16 protein-coding genes are annotated in these 15,883 nt (G+C 57.1%); 6 read left to right on the top strand and 10 right to left on the bottom strand.

Annotated features, from left to right (window positions below):
• Positions 1 to 2: 2 nt before the first annotated feature.
• The 4 genes from sitA to betT form a co-directional block, all read right to left on the bottom strand.
• Positions 3 to 914, bottom strand: coding sequence for an iron/manganese ABC transporter substrate-binding protein SitA (gene sitA, locus ACQG0S_RS05730; RefSeq protein WP_032624705.1), 912 nt, complete (start codon positions 912 to 914; stop codon positions 3 to 5).
• Between the two features lie 211 nt (positions 915 to 1,125).
• On the bottom strand, positions 1,126 to 1,410 hold the full coding sequence (gene nadS, locus ACQG0S_RS05725; RefSeq protein ID WP_003858821.1) for a NadS family protein: 285 nt from the start codon (positions 1,408 to 1,410) through the stop codon (positions 1,126 to 1,128).
• 2 nt (positions 1,411 to 1,412) lie between these two features.
• Positions 1,413 to 1,667 carry a hypothetical protein gene (locus tag ACQG0S_RS05720; RefSeq protein WP_032621825.1) on the bottom strand — a complete coding sequence of 85 codons (255 nt, stop codon included), beginning with the start codon at positions 1,665 to 1,667 and terminating at the stop codon, positions 1,413 to 1,415.
• Between the two features lie 138 nt (positions 1,668 to 1,805).
• Positions 1,806 to 3,839, bottom strand: coding sequence for a choline BCCT transporter BetT (gene betT, locus ACQG0S_RS05715; RefSeq protein WP_022647365.1), 2,034 nt, complete (start codon positions 3,837 to 3,839; stop codon positions 1,806 to 1,808).
• A 128-nt stretch (positions 3,840 to 3,967) separates the two neighbouring features.
• Between betT and betI the strand changes: the two genes are divergently transcribed.
• From betI to betA, 3 genes are read left to right on the top strand one after another with little or no spacing between them, the layout of a single operon-like run.
• A complete protein-coding gene (gene betI, locus ACQG0S_RS05710; RefSeq protein ID WP_023299544.1) occupies positions 3,968 to 4,555 on the top strand; it encodes a transcriptional regulator BetI in 588 nt (195 codons plus the stop codon).
• A 13-nt stretch (positions 4,556 to 4,568) separates the two neighbouring features.
• Positions 4,569 to 6,041 (top strand): betaine-aldehyde dehydrogenase, encoded by a 1,473-nt coding sequence (gene betB, locus ACQG0S_RS05705; protein WP_048966883.1) that lies wholly within the window; start codon positions 4,569 to 4,571, stop codon positions 6,039 to 6,041.
• Between the two features lie 13 nt (positions 6,042 to 6,054).
• Positions 6,055 to 7,719, top strand: a complete 1,665-nt coding sequence (gene betA / locus ACQG0S_RS05700; protein WP_048966882.1) for a choline dehydrogenase — start codon at positions 6,055 to 6,057, stop codon at positions 7,717 to 7,719.
• Between the two features lie 93 nt (positions 7,720 to 7,812).
• Here betA and ACQG0S_RS05695 read toward each other — a convergent pair whose 3' ends face one another.
• The 5 genes from ACQG0S_RS05695 to budA all read right to left on the bottom strand — a co-directional run bounded on the left by ACQG0S_RS05695 (position 7,813) and on the right by budA (position 12,486).
• Entirely contained in the window at positions 7,813 to 8,511 is a 699-nt protein-coding gene (locus ACQG0S_RS05695; RefSeq protein WP_048966886.1) for a GNAT family N-acetyltransferase, read from the bottom strand.
• A gap of 107 nt (positions 8,512 to 8,618) precedes the next feature.
• Positions 8,619 to 9,092 carry a cold-shock protein gene (locus ACQG0S_RS05690; RefSeq protein ID WP_022647360.1) on the bottom strand — a complete coding sequence of 158 codons (474 nt, stop codon included), beginning with the start codon at positions 9,090 to 9,092 and terminating at the stop codon, positions 8,619 to 8,621.
• A gap of 130 nt (positions 9,093 to 9,222) precedes the next feature.
• Positions 9,223 to 9,993, bottom strand: a complete 771-nt coding sequence (locus tag ACQG0S_RS05685; protein WP_022647359.1) for a (S)-acetoin forming diacetyl reductase — start codon at positions 9,991 to 9,993, stop codon at positions 9,223 to 9,225.
• Between the two features lie 20 nt (positions 9,994 to 10,013).
• Positions 10,014 to 11,735 carry an acetolactate synthase AlsS gene (alsS, locus tag ACQG0S_RS05680; protein WP_152811382.1) on the bottom strand — a complete coding sequence of 574 codons (1,722 nt, stop codon included), beginning with the start codon at positions 11,733 to 11,735 and terminating at the stop codon, positions 10,014 to 10,016.
• Positions 11,707 to 12,486: an acetolactate decarboxylase gene (gene budA, locus ACQG0S_RS05675; RefSeq protein ID WP_088581799.1), complete on the bottom strand. Its 780-nt coding sequence runs from the start codon at positions 12,484 to 12,486 to the stop codon at positions 11,707 to 11,709. Before budA ends, alsS begins: the two co-directional genes overlap by 29 nt.
• A gap of 105 nt (positions 12,487 to 12,591) precedes the next feature.
• Here budA and ACQG0S_RS05670 point away from each other — a divergent pair, with 105 nt between their 5' ends.
• Entirely contained in the window at positions 12,592 to 13,488 is an 897-nt protein-coding gene (locus tag ACQG0S_RS05670; protein WP_048966881.1) for a LysR family transcriptional regulator, read from the top strand.
• 226 nt (positions 13,489 to 13,714) lie between these two features.
• Here ACQG0S_RS05670 and cspE read toward each other — a convergent pair whose 3' ends face one another.
• A complete protein-coding gene (cspE, locus tag ACQG0S_RS05665) occupies positions 13,715 to 13,927 on the bottom strand; it encodes a transcription antiterminator/RNA stability regulator CspE (RefSeq protein WP_022647355.1) in 213 nt (70 codons plus the stop codon).
• A gap of 703 nt (positions 13,928 to 14,630) precedes the next feature.
• Between cspE and ACQG0S_RS05660 the strand changes: the two genes are divergently transcribed.
• Both ACQG0S_RS05660 and ACQG0S_RS05655 read left to right on the top strand, forming a co-directional pair.
• Complete coding sequence (locus ACQG0S_RS05660) at positions 14,631 to 15,086, top strand: hypothetical protein (RefSeq protein ID WP_023305643.1); 456 nt, start codon at positions 14,631 to 14,633, stop codon at positions 15,084 to 15,086.
• A 200-nt stretch (positions 15,087 to 15,286) separates the two neighbouring features.
• A complete protein-coding gene (locus ACQG0S_RS05655) occupies positions 15,287 to 15,697 on the top strand; it encodes an ASCH domain-containing protein (protein WP_023299534.1) in 411 nt (136 codons plus the stop codon).
• Positions 15,698 to 15,883: the final 186 nt, after the last annotated feature.

Here is a 15,883-nt window from a genome sequence, read left to right as displayed (position 1 = left end):
GGTTACTCCTTCATCCCGTCGCGGATGCCCTGCACCAGCGTGCGGGTGGTGACGTTCAGCAGATCGATATAGGTCGGCACCGGGCCGTTTTCTGCACTCAGAGAGTCGACGTACAGCACGCCGCCGTAATGGGCGCCGGTTTCCCGCGCCACCTGACGAGCGGGCTTATCCGAGACGGTGCTTTCGCTGAACACCGCCGGAATGTGATGTTTTTTCACCAGATCGATAACCTTGCGCACCTGCTGCGGCGTGCCCTGCTGATCGGCGTTGATCGGCCACAGGTACAGCTCTTTCAGGCCCAAATCCCGCGCCAGATAGGAGAACGCCCCTTCGCTGGTCACCATCCATCGCTTGTCTTCCGGGATCGCCGTGACCTGCTTACGCAGCGGTTCGAGAGTGGCGGTGATCTTCTGCTTGTAGGCGTCGGCGTTACGCTGATAGGTCTGCGCGTTGGCCGGATCGTACTTCACCAGCGCGTCGCGGATGTTATCGACGTAAATCAGGGCGTTGTCCGGCGACATCCACGCGTGCGGGTTGGGCTTGCCGTTATAGGGCCCTTCGCTGATGCCCATCGGGGTGATGCCTTTGGTAACAATCACCTCCGGCACGCCGTTCAGATGCTGATAAAAGCGCTGGAACCACAGCTCCAGATTCATGCCGTTCGCCAGGATCAGCTGCGCCTTCTGCGCGCGTTTGATATCGCCCGGGGTGGGCTGGTATTCGTGAATTTCCGCGCCCGGTTTGGTGATGGAGGTGACCTCTGCGGCATCCCCCGCTACGTTTTTCGCCATATCAGCGATAACGGTAAAAGTGGTGATGACCTGGAACTTTTCAGCCGCCAGCGCGCCGGTTGTGGTCGCGGTCATAAGCAGCGCGCCGAGCAACAGACGCTTCAATCCTTGCCGTGGATGCATCGCAGAAGTCTCCTGAGGTGATTAAATTAAAAGCAAAATTAGCCCGTGCTATAAGGTATAGCACAGGCTATATTTAAATGAAAATAATTATCATTAAAGTTGTGTCAACGGAGGGAGAGCCTGATGGCGCTTCGCTTATCAGGCCTACGGTAAAGCAGTTTTGGAGTTTTGTAGGCCGGGTAAGCGCAGCGCCACCCGGCATAAGGGCGACTCACTGCCCGGCAAGTGCCTTATAAAATGCAGGATTCTCCCGAATCACATTAAGTACCTTCGCCGCCAGCCCGGTTGGGTTGCGACGTTTAGACTCCCAGCTCTTTATCGTATCGACGCTCGTGCCAAGCGCCTTCGCCATTTCGCTTTGCGTGATATTGAGCTGCTCTCTGATGGCGCGCACATCAGCAACTTCATAGCGGGTTACCCGGGAAGCGGCTTTTCTTCCGTTATGGATCTCAACGGCCTCTTCAAGCGAAGATTTTAATTCATTAAAAATACTCATTATCAGCCTCCACCTGCCTGATTAGGGTACATAGTACACCTCAAATTTACGGCACTGGAAGCAGTATTTTTCAGAATGGAAGTCAGCTTTTTAAGTTCTGCTTTCTCTGTCTCTGTCAGGCTGTCCTTTATGCATTTTGGATAGGCCATAATGAAATAGATCACCTTTTGCAGATCCTTTAATTCATCATCCGTAGCAATGCTTTTAATCTGTCGGGTAAAGAGTGATGTTTCGATAAACTCTATCGCATGACTCATCCATAGTTCCTTCCCTAAACGCAGCAAAAGCCCGAATGCTTCAGCATCAGGCTCTTGCTGCATGGTTACTCTTCCTTGAGTAATGCTGCGCCAAATAACTGTATTTACATACAGTCTGAAGGTATTTTAAGAATCCGTTTAGACATCCGGGAACATCACGCTATTCCCCGGCGCTTCCCTGTGGAGATGGATAAAGTTCAGGTGCCGTTCATACTGGTCCAGAATATCCGTAATTACCTGCTCCTTGCTGTAATCCATCAAATCATTCCCCTGGCTCCCTTCCAGCAGGAAGGTCTCCAGCCGGTAGTAGGTCGACTTCCCGCTGCGCGCCCGGTAGGTGAATCCTGGCACCGAATACTGCTGCGGCCAGATCTGATAAACAAAGTTCTGCTCGTCGCCCATGTGCACCAGCAGATCCAGGTGCCCCAGGGTTTCGCCCTCTTCAGGTGGCAGGTTTTTCAGCTCCACGTAGGCGCCACGCAGCTTCAGCTCCTGCGCCACCTCTTCCATCGCCGGGAAGCAGACCGTCTCCATCATCTGGCTGGTGTAGCGCGTGCCCGGGTAGTTCATCAGGCGCGACAGGCGTTTCTTCCAGCTCAACCTGTCCTGCGCGCCCATCGGCCGCGGGGCGGTGTCGCGGCTGGCGCTGACGCGGCGGTAGTCTTCCACCTTAAGCGATTTATACAGCCCGGCCATCACGAAGAAGATCACGAAGCTGAACGGCAGGCCCATGATCACCGTGGTGTTCTGCAACGCAGAGATACCGTTGGTCATCAGCATCCCGAGCGTCAGCAGGCCGATGGCGACGGACCAGAAGATGCGCAGCCAGTTCGGCGCATCGCTGTTGATGTCTTTAAGCTTCGAAGTGAAGTTCCCCAGCACCAGCGCGCCGGAGTCCGCCGAGGTGACGTAGAACAACAGGCCGGTAATGGTTGCTACGGACGCGCTAAAGGTAAACGCCGGGTACTGCGCCAGCAGGCTGTAGAAGCCGCGCTCCGGGTGCACCATCGCTTCCTGGGCAAAGGTTGCGTTGCCGTGGATGATCTCATGCAGCGCGCTGTTGCCGAAAATCGACAGCCACAGCAGGGTGAAGGTGAACGGGATGATCAGCGTGCCCATCACGAACTGACGGATGGTGCGCCCACGCGAAATTCGCGCCAGGAACAGGCCGACAAACGGCGACCAGGCCACCCACCACGCCCAGAAGAAGAGCGTCCAGTTGTTCATCCACTCCACCGGGCGGTCAAAGGCGAAGCTGTTCAGCGTCATGCCCATAAAGCGGTTCACGTAATCACCTACGTTGAGCACTAAGGCGTTGAGCAGGAATGAGGTGTCGCCCATAAACAGCACGAACAGGATCAGCCCCAGCGCCAGCGCGACGTTCAGCTCGGAGAGCACGCGAATACCTTTATCCACGCCGGAGGTCACCGAGATGGTAGCGATGATCACCGACAGCGCAATTAGCGCCGCCTTCGCCGCCATCGAATCCGGGATGTCAAACAGCACGCTCAGCCCGTAGTTAAGCTGCACTACGCCAATCCCGAGCGTGGTGGCGATGCCGAAGATGGTGCCGATCACCGCCGCGATATCGACGCTGTGGCCAATCGGGCCGTTGATCTTTTTCCCGAAAATCGGGTACAGCGCGGAGCGGATGGTAAGGGGCAAATTATAACGATAGCTAAAGTATCCGAGCGCCATGCCCATCAGGGCATACATTGACCAGCCCGTCAGGCCGTAGTGGAACAGCGTCCAGACCATCGCCTGACGCGCGGCCTCCATCGTCTGCCCTGCCCCTTCCGGCGGCTGCATATATTGCGTGACCGGTTCCGCCACGGAGAAGAACATCAGGTCGATGCCAATGCCCGCGGCAAACAGCATCGCGGCCCAACTCAGCAGGCTGAACTCGGGCTTGGACTGCTCCGGCCCAAGCTTCACCGAACCGAAACGCGAGCAGGCAATGCAGACGACGAAGACGATATAGAGCGTCGCCGCCAGAAGGTAGTACCAGCCGAAGGTCTTCGACACCCAGTTCAGGGTGCGCCCAATCCACTCGGCAGAAAAATCACGAAAGAAGATGGTCGTCAGGGAAAACAACAAAATCAGCCCGGCGGACGTAAAAAAAACGACCGGGTTGATTTTGTCTTTTTCTCTGTCTTGTGAAAGGTCTGTCATCCAGTATCCCCACTGTTTTTGTAACTATTAAAATCCAAAATCGCAACAATTAAGACACATTTTATATTGAACGTCCAATCAAAAACCGCTTTAATAGATTACCAACGCTGATGAATGGAGTGGCAAAAATGCCCAAAGTGGGGATGCAGCCGATCCGGCGCAGGCAGCTCATCGATGCCACGCTGGAAGCAATTAATGAAGTGGGAATGCATGACGCAACCATCGCGCAAATCGCCCGTCGGGCGGGCGTGTCCACGGGGATCATCAGCCACTATTTCAAAGATAAAAACGGTCTGCTGGAAGCAACCATGCGCGACATCACCGGTCAGTTACGCGATGCGGTATTAAGCCGTTTACGCGCCCTGCCGGACGGCAGTGCAGAGCAGCGTTTGCAGGCGATTGTCGGCGGCAATTTTGATGAAACCCAGGTCAGCGGCGCGGCGATGAAGGCCTGGCTGGCCTTCTGGGCCAGCAGCATGCATCAGCCGATGCTCTATCGTTTGCAGCAGGTCAGCAGCCGCCGGTTGCTCTCAAATCTGGTATACGAATTCCGCCGCGAACTGCCGCGTGAACAGGCTGAAGAGGCTGGCTACGGGCTCGCCGCACTGATTGACGGGCTGTGGCTGCGCGCCGCGCTCAGCGGCAAACCGCTGGATAAAACCCTGGCCCAGTCGCTTACCAGCCACTTTATCAGCCAGCATTTACCGACCGAATAACCGAGGAGGAAGCATGTCCCGAATGGCAGAACAGCAGCTTTATATCAATGGTGGTTATACATCCGCCACTAGCGGTCGCACCTTCGAGACCATCAACCCGGCGAACGGTGAAGTTCTGGCGAGCGTGCAGGCCGCCGGGCGTGAAGACGTGGACCGCGCCGTGGATAGCGCACAGCGCGGGCAAAAAATCTGGGCGGCGATGACCGCCATGGAGCGCTCACGCATCCTGCGTCGCGCCGTCGATATCCTGCGCGAGCGCAACGACGCGCTGGCAAAGCTGGAAACCCTCGACACCGGTAAAGCGTTTTCTGAAACCTCGACCGTCGACATCGTCACCGGCGCGGACGTGCTCGAGTACTACGCGGGGCTGATCCCGGCACTGGAAGGCAGCCAGATCCCGCTGCGCGAGACCTCCTTCGTCTACACCCGCCGCGAGCCGCTGGGCGTGGTGGCGGGCATCGGCGCGTGGAACTATCCGATCCAGATCGCCCTGTGGAAATCCGCCCCGGCGCTGGCGGCGGGCAACGCGATGATCTTCAAGCCGAGCGAAGTAACGCCGCTTACCGCCCTGAAACTGGCGGAAATCTACACCGAAGCGGGCGTGCCGGACGGCGTGTTTAACGTTCTGCCGGGTGTGGGCGCGGAAACCGGCCAGTACCTGACCGAGCATCCGGGCATCGCCAAAGTCTCCTTTACCGGCGGCGTCGCCAGCGGCAAAAAGGTGATGGCAAACTCGGCGGCCTCGTCCCTGAAAGAGGTGACGATGGAGCTGGGCGGTAAATCCCCGCTGATAGTGTTTGACGATGCGGATCTGGATCTCGCGGCAGATATCGCCATGATGGCCAACTTCTTCAGCTCCGGTCAGGTGTGCACCAACGGCACCCGCGTGTTCGTGCCCGCGAAGTTCAAAGCCGCGTTTGAGCAAAAAATCGTTGAGCGCGTGGGCCGCATCCGCGCGGGCGACCTGTTCGATGAAAACACTAACTTCGGCCCGATGGTCAGCTTCCCGCACCGCGACAGCGTGATGCGCTACATCGCCAAAGGCAAAGAGGAAGGTGCGCGCGTGCTGTGCGGCGGTGACGTGATGAAGGGTGACGGCTTTGATAACGGCGCGTGGGTTGCCCCGACCGTGTTCACCGACTGCACCGACGAAATGACCATCGTGCGCGAAGAGATCTTCGGCCCGGTGATGTCCATTCTTTCCTATGACACTGACGAAGAGGCCATTCGTCGCGCCAATGACACCGACTACGGTCTGGCGGCGGGCATTGTCACCGCGGATCTGAACCGCGCCCACGGCGCTATTCATCAGCTCGAAGCGGGCATCTGCTGGATCAACACCTGGGGCGAATCCGCCGCGGAGATGCCGGTGGGCGGCTACAAACACTCCGGCATTGGCCGCGAGAACGGCGTCATGACGCTTCAGAGTTACACCCAGGTGAAGTCCATCCAGGTTGAGATGGGTAAATTCCAGTCCATATTTTAACCGGGAGGTTTATTTGCAATTTGACTACATCATTATCGGGGCCGGCTCTGCCGGCAACGTTCTGGCAACACGACTGACTGAAGATCCGAACACCACCGTCCTGCTGCTTGAGGCGGGCGGGCCGGACTACCGCTTTGACTTCCGCACCCAGATGCCTGCCGCGCTGGCCTTCCCGTTGCAGGGCAAGCGCTACAACTGGGCGTATGAAACCGAGCCAGAGCCTTTCATGAACAACCGCCGCATGGAGTGCGGACGCGGAAAAGGGCTGGGCGGCTCGTCGCTGATCAACGGCATGTGCTACGTGCGCGGCAACGCAATGGATCTGGACAACTGGGCGAAAGAACCGGGTCTGGAGCACTGGAGCTATCTCAACTGCCTGCCCTACTACCGCAAGGCAGAGACCCGCGACGTGGGGCCGAACGACTACCACGGCGGTGACGGTCCGGTGAGCGTCACCACCTCTAAGCCGGGCGTGAACCCGCTGTTTGAAGCGATGGTGGAGGCAGGCGTGCAGGCGGGCTACCCGCGCACCGACGATCTCAACGGCTATCAGCAGGAAGGCTTTGGCCCGATGGATCGCACGGTCACGCCGCAGGGCCGACGCGCCAGCACCGCGCGCGGCTATCTGGATCAGGCCAAACCGCGCCCGAATCTGACCATCCGCACCCACGCCATGACCGATCACATTATCTTTGACGGCAAGCGCGCGGTGGGCGTCGAGTGGCTGGAAGGCGAAAGCACCATTCCGTCAAAAGCGACAGCGAAGAAAGAGGTACTGCTGTGCGCGGGCGCTATTGCGTCACCGCAGATCCTCCAGCGCTCCGGCGTGGGCAACGCTGAACTGCTGAAGCAGTTTGATATCCCGCTGGTACATGATTTACCCGGCGTGGGGGAAAACTTGCAGGATCACCTGGAGATGTACCTTCAGTATGAATGCAAAGAGCCCGTTTCCCTCTACCCTGCCCTGCAGTGGTGGAACCAGCCGAAGATTGGCGCGGAGTGGCTGTTTGGCGGCACAGGCGTGGGTGCGAGCAACCACTTCGAAGCGGGCGGGTTTATCCGCAGCCGCGAGGAGTTCGAGTGGCCGAATATTCAGTATCACTTCCTGCCGGTAGCGATTAACTACAACGGCTCGAACGCGGTGAAAGAACACGGCTTCCAGTGCCACGTCGGCTCCATGCGCTCCCCGAGCCGTGGACACGTGCGCATTCAGTCGCGCGATCCGCACCAGCATCCGGCGATCCTGTTCAACTATATGTCCCACGAGCAGGACTGGCAGGAGTTCCGCGACGCGATCCGCATCACCCGTGAGATCATGCACCAGCCGGCGCTGGACAAATACCGTGGGCGCGAAATCAGCCCGGGCGTCGAATGCCAGACCGACGAACAGCTGGACGAGTTCGTGCGTAACCACGCCGAAACCGCCTTCCATCCGTGCGGCACCTGCAAGATGGGCTATGACGAGATGGCGGTGGTTGACGGTGAAGGCCGCGTTCACGGGCTGGAAGGATTACGCGTGGTGGATGCGTCGATCATGCCGCAGATTATTACCGGCAACCTGAACGCCACCACCATCATGATTGGTGAGAAGATTGCCGACGCCATTCGCGGGCGCGAGCCGCTGGCGAAGAGCACGGCGGCGTATTATGTGGCGGATGGGGCGCCGGTTCGCCGCTGAGTGCGAACTTCTCCTCTCACCCCGGCCCTCTCCCAGAGGGAGAGGGTGTCATCGTCCCCTCTCCCTCTGGGAGAGGGTTAGGGTGAGGGGAAATTATTGCCGAAATGCTTCAAGCCGCTTAATCTGCCGCCCCTGGGCGTCAAAATTCTCCGCCGCCAGCCACGCGCGCAACGCCGCGTCCCTTTGCGGCCACTCGCCGTCAATAATAGAGAGCATGTCGCTGTCGCGGTTGCGCCCTTTACGCACCAGCCTCTGGCGCAGGCGCCCTTCCCAGACAAACCCCAGCCGCTCCGCCGCGCTGCGTGAGGCGGTGTTCATCGAATCGCATTTCCACTCCAGCCGACGGTACTTATGCTCAAAGGCATTTTTCAGCAGCAGCCACACCGCTTCGGTACCCACGCGGGTGCCTTTCATCTTGCGCGACCAGGTGACGTGGCCAATTTCCACCGATCCCAGAAAGCGTTCAATCGCCATATAGCTCACCAGCCCTACCGCCTTTTCGGTGCGCAGATCGATAACGGCAAAGGGCACCAGGTCGTCATCCAGCACCTTTCCGAGCACCCAGTGCGCAGTAGCCTCAACGCTCACAGGCTGGGTGCTGGCAAGCCACGTCCAGTCGCTGTCATCGCCCAGTGCGTAAGCTTCAAACAGATCCGCCGCGTGGCGTTCTGCGTCCAACGGTTCCAGACGACAATACTGGCCGGTTAGCGGCGTGCGAGTTAGCGCTCGGGCACATTTCCAGTCGGGGACGATATCGTTAACGGTTTGACCATGTTGATTGATTTCGGGCACGGCGGTGACTCCCTGCAAGGTAAGGAGTTTGTTATAGCAGGTTAAAAAGCGGTCGAAAAGGAAGAACGTGCAGGCCGGGTAACGCGTAGCCGCCACCCGGCATAAAATTACTTCAGCAGCTTAACCGTCGCGTCGATGTCGATTTCATCTTCGGTGAAGATCATCGTCGTGTTCTGGAAGGTGGTGATCGCCAGCTTCTTCACCGTGCGCATCTCGCCCGGCTTTTTCTCACTTTTCGGCTTGATGCTGTTCATCAGTAGCCCCACCGACAGCACCGCGTTCTCTTTGTCGATTTTGGTCTCAACGGGCTCTTCTTCGCTGAACACCACGAAGGATTTGATCGAGGTGAGCTTCACGCGCTCGCCCGCGATATAAAGATGCTTGCTCTCCGGGATCACCTTCACCGCATACGCGGAAAGGCCTTTGGTGTTTGTGGTGGGTTCGAAGGTCACCGCCGCATCTTTCTTAATCAGATCAGGGTTGGCGACCTTAATCACGTGAAAATAGCGGTTGTCGCCGTTTTCATCTTTGATAAATCCGAAGCCTTTATCTTTAAACCACGTTGTGATTGTACCGTTCATCGCTGTTACCGCCTGTCAGATCTTAAGACTAAAGTTTTGCAGCGCGCAGTGTAATGCACAATGGCTGAGGAGACAAAAAAAAGCCCCTGCACGGGAGCAGGGGAAAGTTCATGTCAGAGCTTATTAGAATTTAGTTGAACACCATCCCACCATCAATCAGCAGTGACTGACCGGTCATGTAGTCGGAGTCTGGTCCGGCGAGGTAAGAGACGCAGGCGGCCACATCTTCCGGTTCGGACAAACGGCCAAGCGTGATGCGTTTGGCAAAGGTTTCCGTTCCGTAGCCGAGCGGTTTACCCGCCGCCTCGGAGACCTGACGGTCGATCTCCGCCCACATCGGCGTTTTGACGATGCCCGGGCAATAGGCGTTAACGGTGATCCCCAGCGGCGCGAGATCCCGCGCGGCGGTCTGGGTTAAGCCACGCACCGCGAACTTGCTGGAGCTGTACACCGCCAGTTCCGGGTTGCCGGTATGGCCCGCCTGGGAGCAGGCGTTGATGATTTTACCGCCGTGCCCCTCTTTGCGGAACGCGTCAATCGCGGCCTGAATGCCCCAGATCACCCCTTTCACGTTGATGTTGTAAACCTTGTCGACAATTTCCGGCGTGATGGATTCGATTGGCGTGGACGGCGCCACCCCGGCGTTATTGACGATGACGTTGAAGCCACCCAGCGCAGTGCGGGCTTTTTCCACCGCCGCAAACACCTGGTCGCGGTCAGAGACGTCCACCTTCACGGCGACGGCTTTCCCGCCGTTGCGGGTGATCTCATCCGCGACCGCTTTCGCCGTCTCTTCGTTGTAATCCGCAATAGCGACGGCAAAGCCGTCCTTCACCAGGCGAAGCGCGATCGCTTTGCCAATCCCCTGGCCGGAGCCGGTTACGAGAGCCACTTTTTGCATTTCTCTGTCCTTATATTGATTCACAAAATCTGGCTGAGATGGAGCTGGCCCATCAGCAGCGGGTTATCGCTGTAGTCGACGGGAATGGCCACCACGGCCGGGCCATCGACATCCATTGCGGCACGCAGCGTCGGTTCGAGCGCGTCGGCGCTCTCGACGGCAAAGCCTTTCGCACCGAAGGCGTCGGCATAGGCTTTGAAATCGACCGGGCCAAACTCCACGCCGGAGAGACGCTGGTATTTTTTCTCTTCCTGGATCGCCACCATGTTGTAGGCGTTATCCACCCAGATGATGTGCAGCACGTTGGCATTGAGGCGCACGGCGGTTTCCAGCTCCATGCTCGACTGCAAAAATCCGCCGTCCCCGGAGACCGACACCACCTTGCGCCCCGGGTTGACCAGCCACGCGCCAATCGCCCACGGCAGCGCCACGCCCATGGTCTGCTGACCGTTGGAGATCATCACCTGACGCGCGCGGAAGCTGTAGAGGTAGCGGGCGATCCAGATGTGGAAGCTGCCCATATCGACGGTGAGCGTTACGTCGTTATTCACGATGTCCTGCATGGCGCGCACGATGCGCAGCGGATGCAGGGCAAACTGGTTTAGCGATGCGCCGCGACGGTCGAGGAGGTCACGCTGATGCTGGCGATCGACAAGAATTTCCGAGGCGCGCTGGCTGAGTTCAAGTTTGTGCTCGATTCGGCTGGCAAGCAGATTCAGCGTGGCGGCAATATCCCCGACCAGTTCCAGGTCAGGAACATACTTGCGCTCCTCATAGGCGGGCAGCACGTCAATGTGCACCAGCGTCGCGTCGCCGCTGTTCCACATGGACGGCTCGTATTCCACCGGGCTGTAGCCGATGCAGATAATCAGATCCGCCAGATGCAGCAACCGATCTCCGGCCTGGTTGTTGAACAGGCCGACGCGCCCGGCGAAGCGGGTGAAGTGTTCCTGATTCACCGCCCCGGCGGCCTGATAAGTGCTGGTGACCGGAATGCGGCTTTTCTCCAGCAGCGTGCGCAGCGCGGCGCTGTTCGCGGGCTGGCTGGCCATCAGGCCGAGTAAAATGACCGGGTTTTTGGCGTTCTCGATAAGCTTCGCCACGTCGTTAATGGCGGACTCCGGTGCCGGGCCCATCAGCGCCGGGCCGCTGGCGGGTAAAATCGCCCCCGTGGTGGGCTGGTCGACAATATCCTGCGGCAGGCTGACAAACGCCCCGCCCGGCCTGCCCTGCTCGGCAGCGCGAAACGCGTTGGACACCACCTCGGCAATCGCGTCAGGCGAATTGACTTCGACGGCGTATTTGGTCACCGGGCTGAACATGGCGACAGTGTCCATGCTCTGGTGCACCAGCTTGGCTTTATCCGCCCGCTTCACCGCCCCGCCCAGCGCGACGACCGGGTCGCCTTCGCTGTTGGCGGTGGCGATGCCGGTGATCAGATTGGAGCAGCCCGGCCCGGAGGTGACCAGCGCGACTCCGGCCTTGCCGGTTAACCGCCCTACCGCTGCCGCCATAAACGCCGCGTTGGCCTCGTGACGCACCGGGATAATCTCGATGGAGGAGTCCAGCAGGGAGTCAAAGACCTTGTCGATTTTTGCGCCCGGGATCCCGAACACCTGCTTCACACCCTGCGCTTCCAGCTGGCCGACAACCATATCGGCGCCGTGCGCCCACTGACGTGACTGTTTCTCACTGTTCACGGTAGTTCTCCTGTTAGTTTTCGACGGCGCGGATAGCCGCATCAAGGTTGCTGGGGTGCAGGTTGGCCTGTAAAAACGCGCTGTCGGCGGGCAGGTCAATCATCAGCTTGTGGATTTCGCCGAAGGTGAGCACGCCGCTCTCCAGCTGATAGTCGAGCAGATGTCCCCCGCCCTGACGGTCGTCGGTGATAAAGTGCTCGTGATAGCCCGCCACGTTGATGCCCTGCATATGCTGCGGGGTGCGGAACCCGACCAGAACGCCCTCGCGCTGGTTAAAGCGGAACACCGGCTGGTCGTCCAGCACGTCGGTCATTGCCCGGTACGGCGGCGTCTGGCGCGGAACGGTGCGGGTATGCGCATGGCGGAAGTTGCCATCGATGCGCAGCGCGCAGAACAGGTTATCGGAGGGGATCTGCTGGTCGATCACGTCGTGGATCTGCTGACGGCTGACCGGACCGTTAAAGGTTTTGCGGTACTGCGGCTGGAACCAGGTCATCACCGCGAACGGCGTTTTTTGCTCCGGCTTAGCGGCGCGGGCGCTGCCGTCGGCGCGCAGCTGGTACACCTGGCTGCTGAAGGCAATCATTTCACCGTCCAGCTCGTTAAAGGTGCCGAGACCAAAATCACCGTGTGCCAGCAGGTCGGCGATCGTCGTCTCCCCTTCGTAGACGCCGCTTAGCAGGGCGCTCATTAGCGATGTCTGATAGATCACGCTGTCAGGATGCTGAGCCGAGAACCCACGCAGGGTCTCGCATAAACTCGCCTCACAGTCGCATGCAGATGAATGCATCATCATGCCCGTCCTCTTCAACTTTATTTATAAAGGTTAAATAAATGTTGACCCGATTCAGCAGAGAGTTCCAATATAGAATCCATGCTGGTTTGAGACGTTTTTGATATGGAACTTCGTTATCTGCGCTATTTTGTCGCGGTTGCACGCGAGCGACACTTCACCAGGGCGGCCAAAGCGCTGGGTATTTCACAGCCTCCACTGAGCCAGCAGATTAAACGGCTTGAGGAGGAAGTGGGCACACCGCTGTTCAGGCGCCTGACGCGGGGCGTGGAGCTGACCGAGGCGGGAGAAGCCTTCTATGAGGACGCCTGTAAGATCCTGGCGCTGAGCGACGCTGCGCTGGAGAAAGCCCGGGGCATCGCGCGCGGCCTGAACGGCAGCCTGTCGATTGGCATCACCAGCTCCGACGCCTTTCATCCCAAAATTTTCGCGCTGATTCGTCAGTTTCAGGTGCAGAACATTGCGGTGCAGGTTCACCAGGTGGAAGCCAATATGTCTTCGCTGACGACAATGCTGGCGGAGGGTGAACTGGATATCGCCTTTGTGCGCCTGCCGTGCGAAAGCAGCAAGGTGTTCGAGCTAAAAATCCTCGACCGGGAGCCGATGGTGGTGGCGCTGCATCGCGATCATCCTCTGGCTGCGTGCGATTCGCTGGCGTTAGAGCAGCTTCGGGATACACCGGTGGTGCTGTTCCCCCAGGAGGTCGCGCCGGGGCTGTATGACCGCGTTTACGGCAGCTGCGAGCGGGCCGGAGTCGATATGCAACACACGCTGCAATCTTCACAACTTTCCTCTTCTCTGAGCATGGTCTCCGCTGGCGGCGGGTTCGCGCTGGTGCCGAAATCGATGGCCGCTATTTCTCCGCCGAATGTCACCTATCACGCGCTGAGCGCGCCGGCGCTTTATACCGATATCGCACTCTGCTGGCGGCGCTTTGAACGCTCGCGGACGGTGAAACGGTTTCTGGCGATGATGAGCGAGGGGGAACGGGAGCAGGGATGAACCTTTTCAGAAACTGCGGACTGTATTGATGCTCAATTTATTGCGAAGCAGTTTTTGAGGCTGAATTTGAAGGGAGTATGGGCAGGCTGCCATATAAAACTCAGTACCATTACCCTTTAAAAATAAAAAACCCGCACAGGTGCGGGTTAATTTTTATCAGTACAGCTTAACTGCTCGGATTATTGTCTTCATCGCTATCGTACGCCGCACTGATATTTAGCGCGGGTTACAGTGGAGAAACGTTTCCAGCTGCTGGACCTTTTGCGCCATTCTCAATGGTAAAGGAAACTTTCTGACCTTCATCAAGCGTTTTGAAGTTGTCGCTCTGAATTGCAGAGAAATGTACGAATACATCTTTGCTGCCGTCGTCAGGGGTGATAAAGCCAAAACCTTTATCTGCGTTGAACCATTTTACTAAACCAGTCATTTTATTAGACATAGATAAATCCTTAATTTATGAGCCACTTAAGCGCGGCGATGATGGCCTGTATTTCGAGAGTTACTTATTTGGCACTTAGGAGGAGGCTCACGAAGAAGGAGTATCTACTGATAACACCTGAACTGAGGACTGCTTTACTAAAACTGCTTTCATAAGGTCTGTATTCCAAACCGATGACGCTATTAAGACACAGCGAAATTTATTGCGCAATGATTATTATTATTTATTTTAACCATTTAAACGCCCGGATGGCTGGTCGCGGTGCCAGACATCGTTCTGGCTTGAGGTCTACCATGTACTACAAAATGGCTACGCTTTCACTGTGCCGGGAGTTTGGGGTGTTTTGTTCACAGGCGGGAAAATCATCCCGCGCCACGCAGACGTTATTAGAAGGGATGCTCAAAATGAAAAGGTCTGCGTAAGACGTAATCGCAGTGCAAACTGTGCCCGGCGGCGCTGCGCTTGCGCGGGCCTACGGGTCGTATCGCGGTGGTTTTGGAGGCCGGGTCGGGCGTAGCCGCCACGCGGCAATCCCCTTCTGGAAGCCGCCTCGCAAACCTGCAAGCAACCTTATGTAATTCAGGGTTATCCCTTTTCATCCCTTCTTCACGGTCGTAAAGTGCCTGCGTTGCGGCACATCCGTAACCGGGCGTAGGAACCCGTTAGCATAACATGACACTTTTCTGCACGACGAGGATGCTAAATGGCTACTACACCTAACTTTTCTTATGCGCTCTCTGAAGAAAGCGCTGTTCATCAGCTCATCAACGCTTCAATTTCCGATTTTGCGAATCTTTTCGAGCTGGCTGATACCTGCGCCGCGTATGTCAGCGTGCTGGTGGAAACTGACGACACAGTGACGTTTACCACGCTCTGCAAGCGATTGCTGGCCGCGCTGAAGCGGCTGCGTGAGTGCTGTGACTCAGAGCTTCCGTCGTATCTGGTTGAGCAATTGATTGCAGGTGAAAAGATTACTTCCTGCGTGCCGGACTGCTGGCAGGAAACGGTGTTGCAGGTGGATTATGCCGTGGCATTAACGCTGGCGGTGATGGGCGGGACACTGCCTGCGAGCGTGGCGAAAGAACTCACCGGGCTACTGCATGATATGGTCTGGTTGCTGGCAGAGTTTGTGAAGGAGCCGTATATAACGACGCACTGAGGCGGGTGATGGGAGGCCGGAGTTCTGCTGGGTAAGAAGCGGATCCCCGGCCATACGCAAAATTTAATGTTGTTTTTGAATGTCTGGTAAGAGCGAAGAGCGGACAAAGTAGCAGAGGGAAAGCATCAATGTTAATGTCCGGAAAGTTCATGTTAAAACTCTGTATGACATTTTTCATCGACGATTAAAAAGGGCTCTTAATGGCTACTGTTGAGGTATTAAAAGTAAAGTATCCAGGCGCAGATGCCTGGCAAATGGGAGACAGCCCGGAACTGGCCAGCGAGCTTGCGGACCTGATTAAAAAAGGGATTAAAACGGCCTCCTGCGGATCCTTTGCCTCTTACCAGCAAGAAAAGTCTGCCCCGAGGATTGGAAGCTATAACATTATCCTTGATGGCCTGAATGCCCCGGTCTGCGTGACCCGGCTGGTTTCAATGCGACTGGTGCGTTTTTGTGATGTGACTGAGGAGTTTGCCCGCAAAGAAGGTGAAGGCGATTTAAGCCTTCAATACTGGCGAAATGAGCATCAGCGATTTTTTACCCGCGAAGGTCATTTTTCTAAAGATATGGAGTTGATCGCAGAAGAATTTGAAGTGGTTGAAGTGCTGTAAGACGAGAGAGTCCGGCTGGCGTCTGCTGCTATTAATAACAATGTCCGCTCCTGGCACAAAGTGGACATTTCTTTCACAGTCACCTCTTACAGTGTTCACACTCATTAAATGATCGCCTTTATCACGAGCAAATGAAAACTGCAATCCATTACAATTCCCACATTCTCAACCCGCCGACCACCACCT

Source organism: Enterobacter cloacae complex sp. 418I7 (genome assembly GCF_050030705.1).
GTDB lineage: Bacteria > Pseudomonadota > Gammaproteobacteria > Enterobacterales > Enterobacteriaceae > Enterobacter > Enterobacter intestinihominis.
This window is presented reverse-complemented; position numbering and strand designations above follow the sequence as displayed.

Coding starts and splice junctions, on each gene's coding strand:
- sitA (WP_032624705.1), bottom strand. CDS start 914: ATGCATCCACGGCAAGGATTGAAGCGTCTGTTGCTCGGCGCGCTGCTT.
- nadS (WP_003858821.1), bottom strand. CDS start 1,410: ATGAGTATTTTTAATGAATTAAAATCTTCGCTTGAAGAGGCCGTTGAG.
- ACQG0S_RS05720 (WP_032621825.1), bottom strand. CDS start 1,667: ATGAGTCATGCGATAGAGTTTATCGAAACATCACTCTTTACCCGACAG.
- betT (WP_022647365.1), bottom strand. CDS start 3,839: ATGACAGACCTTTCACAAGACAGAGAAAAAGACAAAATCAACCCGGTC.
- betI (WP_023299544.1), top strand. CDS start 3,968: ATGCCCAAAGTGGGGATGCAGCCGATCCGGCGCAGGCAGCTCATCGAT.
- betB (WP_048966883.1), top strand. CDS start 4,569: ATGTCCCGAATGGCAGAACAGCAGCTTTATATCAATGGTGGTTATACA.
- ACQG0S_RS05690 (WP_022647360.1), bottom strand. CDS start 9,092: ATGAACGGTACAATCACAACGTGGTTTAAAGATAAAGGCTTCGGATTT.
- ACQG0S_RS05685 (WP_022647359.1), bottom strand. CDS start 9,993: ATGCAAAAAGTGGCTCTCGTAACCGGCTCCGGCCAGGGGATTGGCAAA.
- alsS (WP_152811382.1), bottom strand. CDS start 11,735: ATGCGGCTATCCGCGCCGTCGAAAACTAACAGGAGAACTACCGTGAAC.
- budA (WP_088581799.1), bottom strand. CDS start 12,486: ATGATGCATTCATCTGCATGCGACTGTGAGGCGAGTTTATGCGAGACC.
- ACQG0S_RS05670 (WP_048966881.1), top strand. CDS start 12,592: ATGGAACTTCGTTATCTGCGCTATTTTGTCGCGGTTGCACGCGAGCGA.
- cspE (WP_022647355.1), bottom strand. CDS start 13,927: ATGTCTAATAAAATGACTGGTTTAGTAAAATGGTTCAACGCAGATAAA.
- ACQG0S_RS05660 (WP_023305643.1), top strand. CDS start 14,631: ATGGCTACTACACCTAACTTTTCTTATGCGCTCTCTGAAGAAAGCGCT.
- ACQG0S_RS05655 (WP_023299534.1), top strand. CDS start 15,287: ATGGCTACTGTTGAGGTATTAAAAGTAAAGTATCCAGGCGCAGATGCC.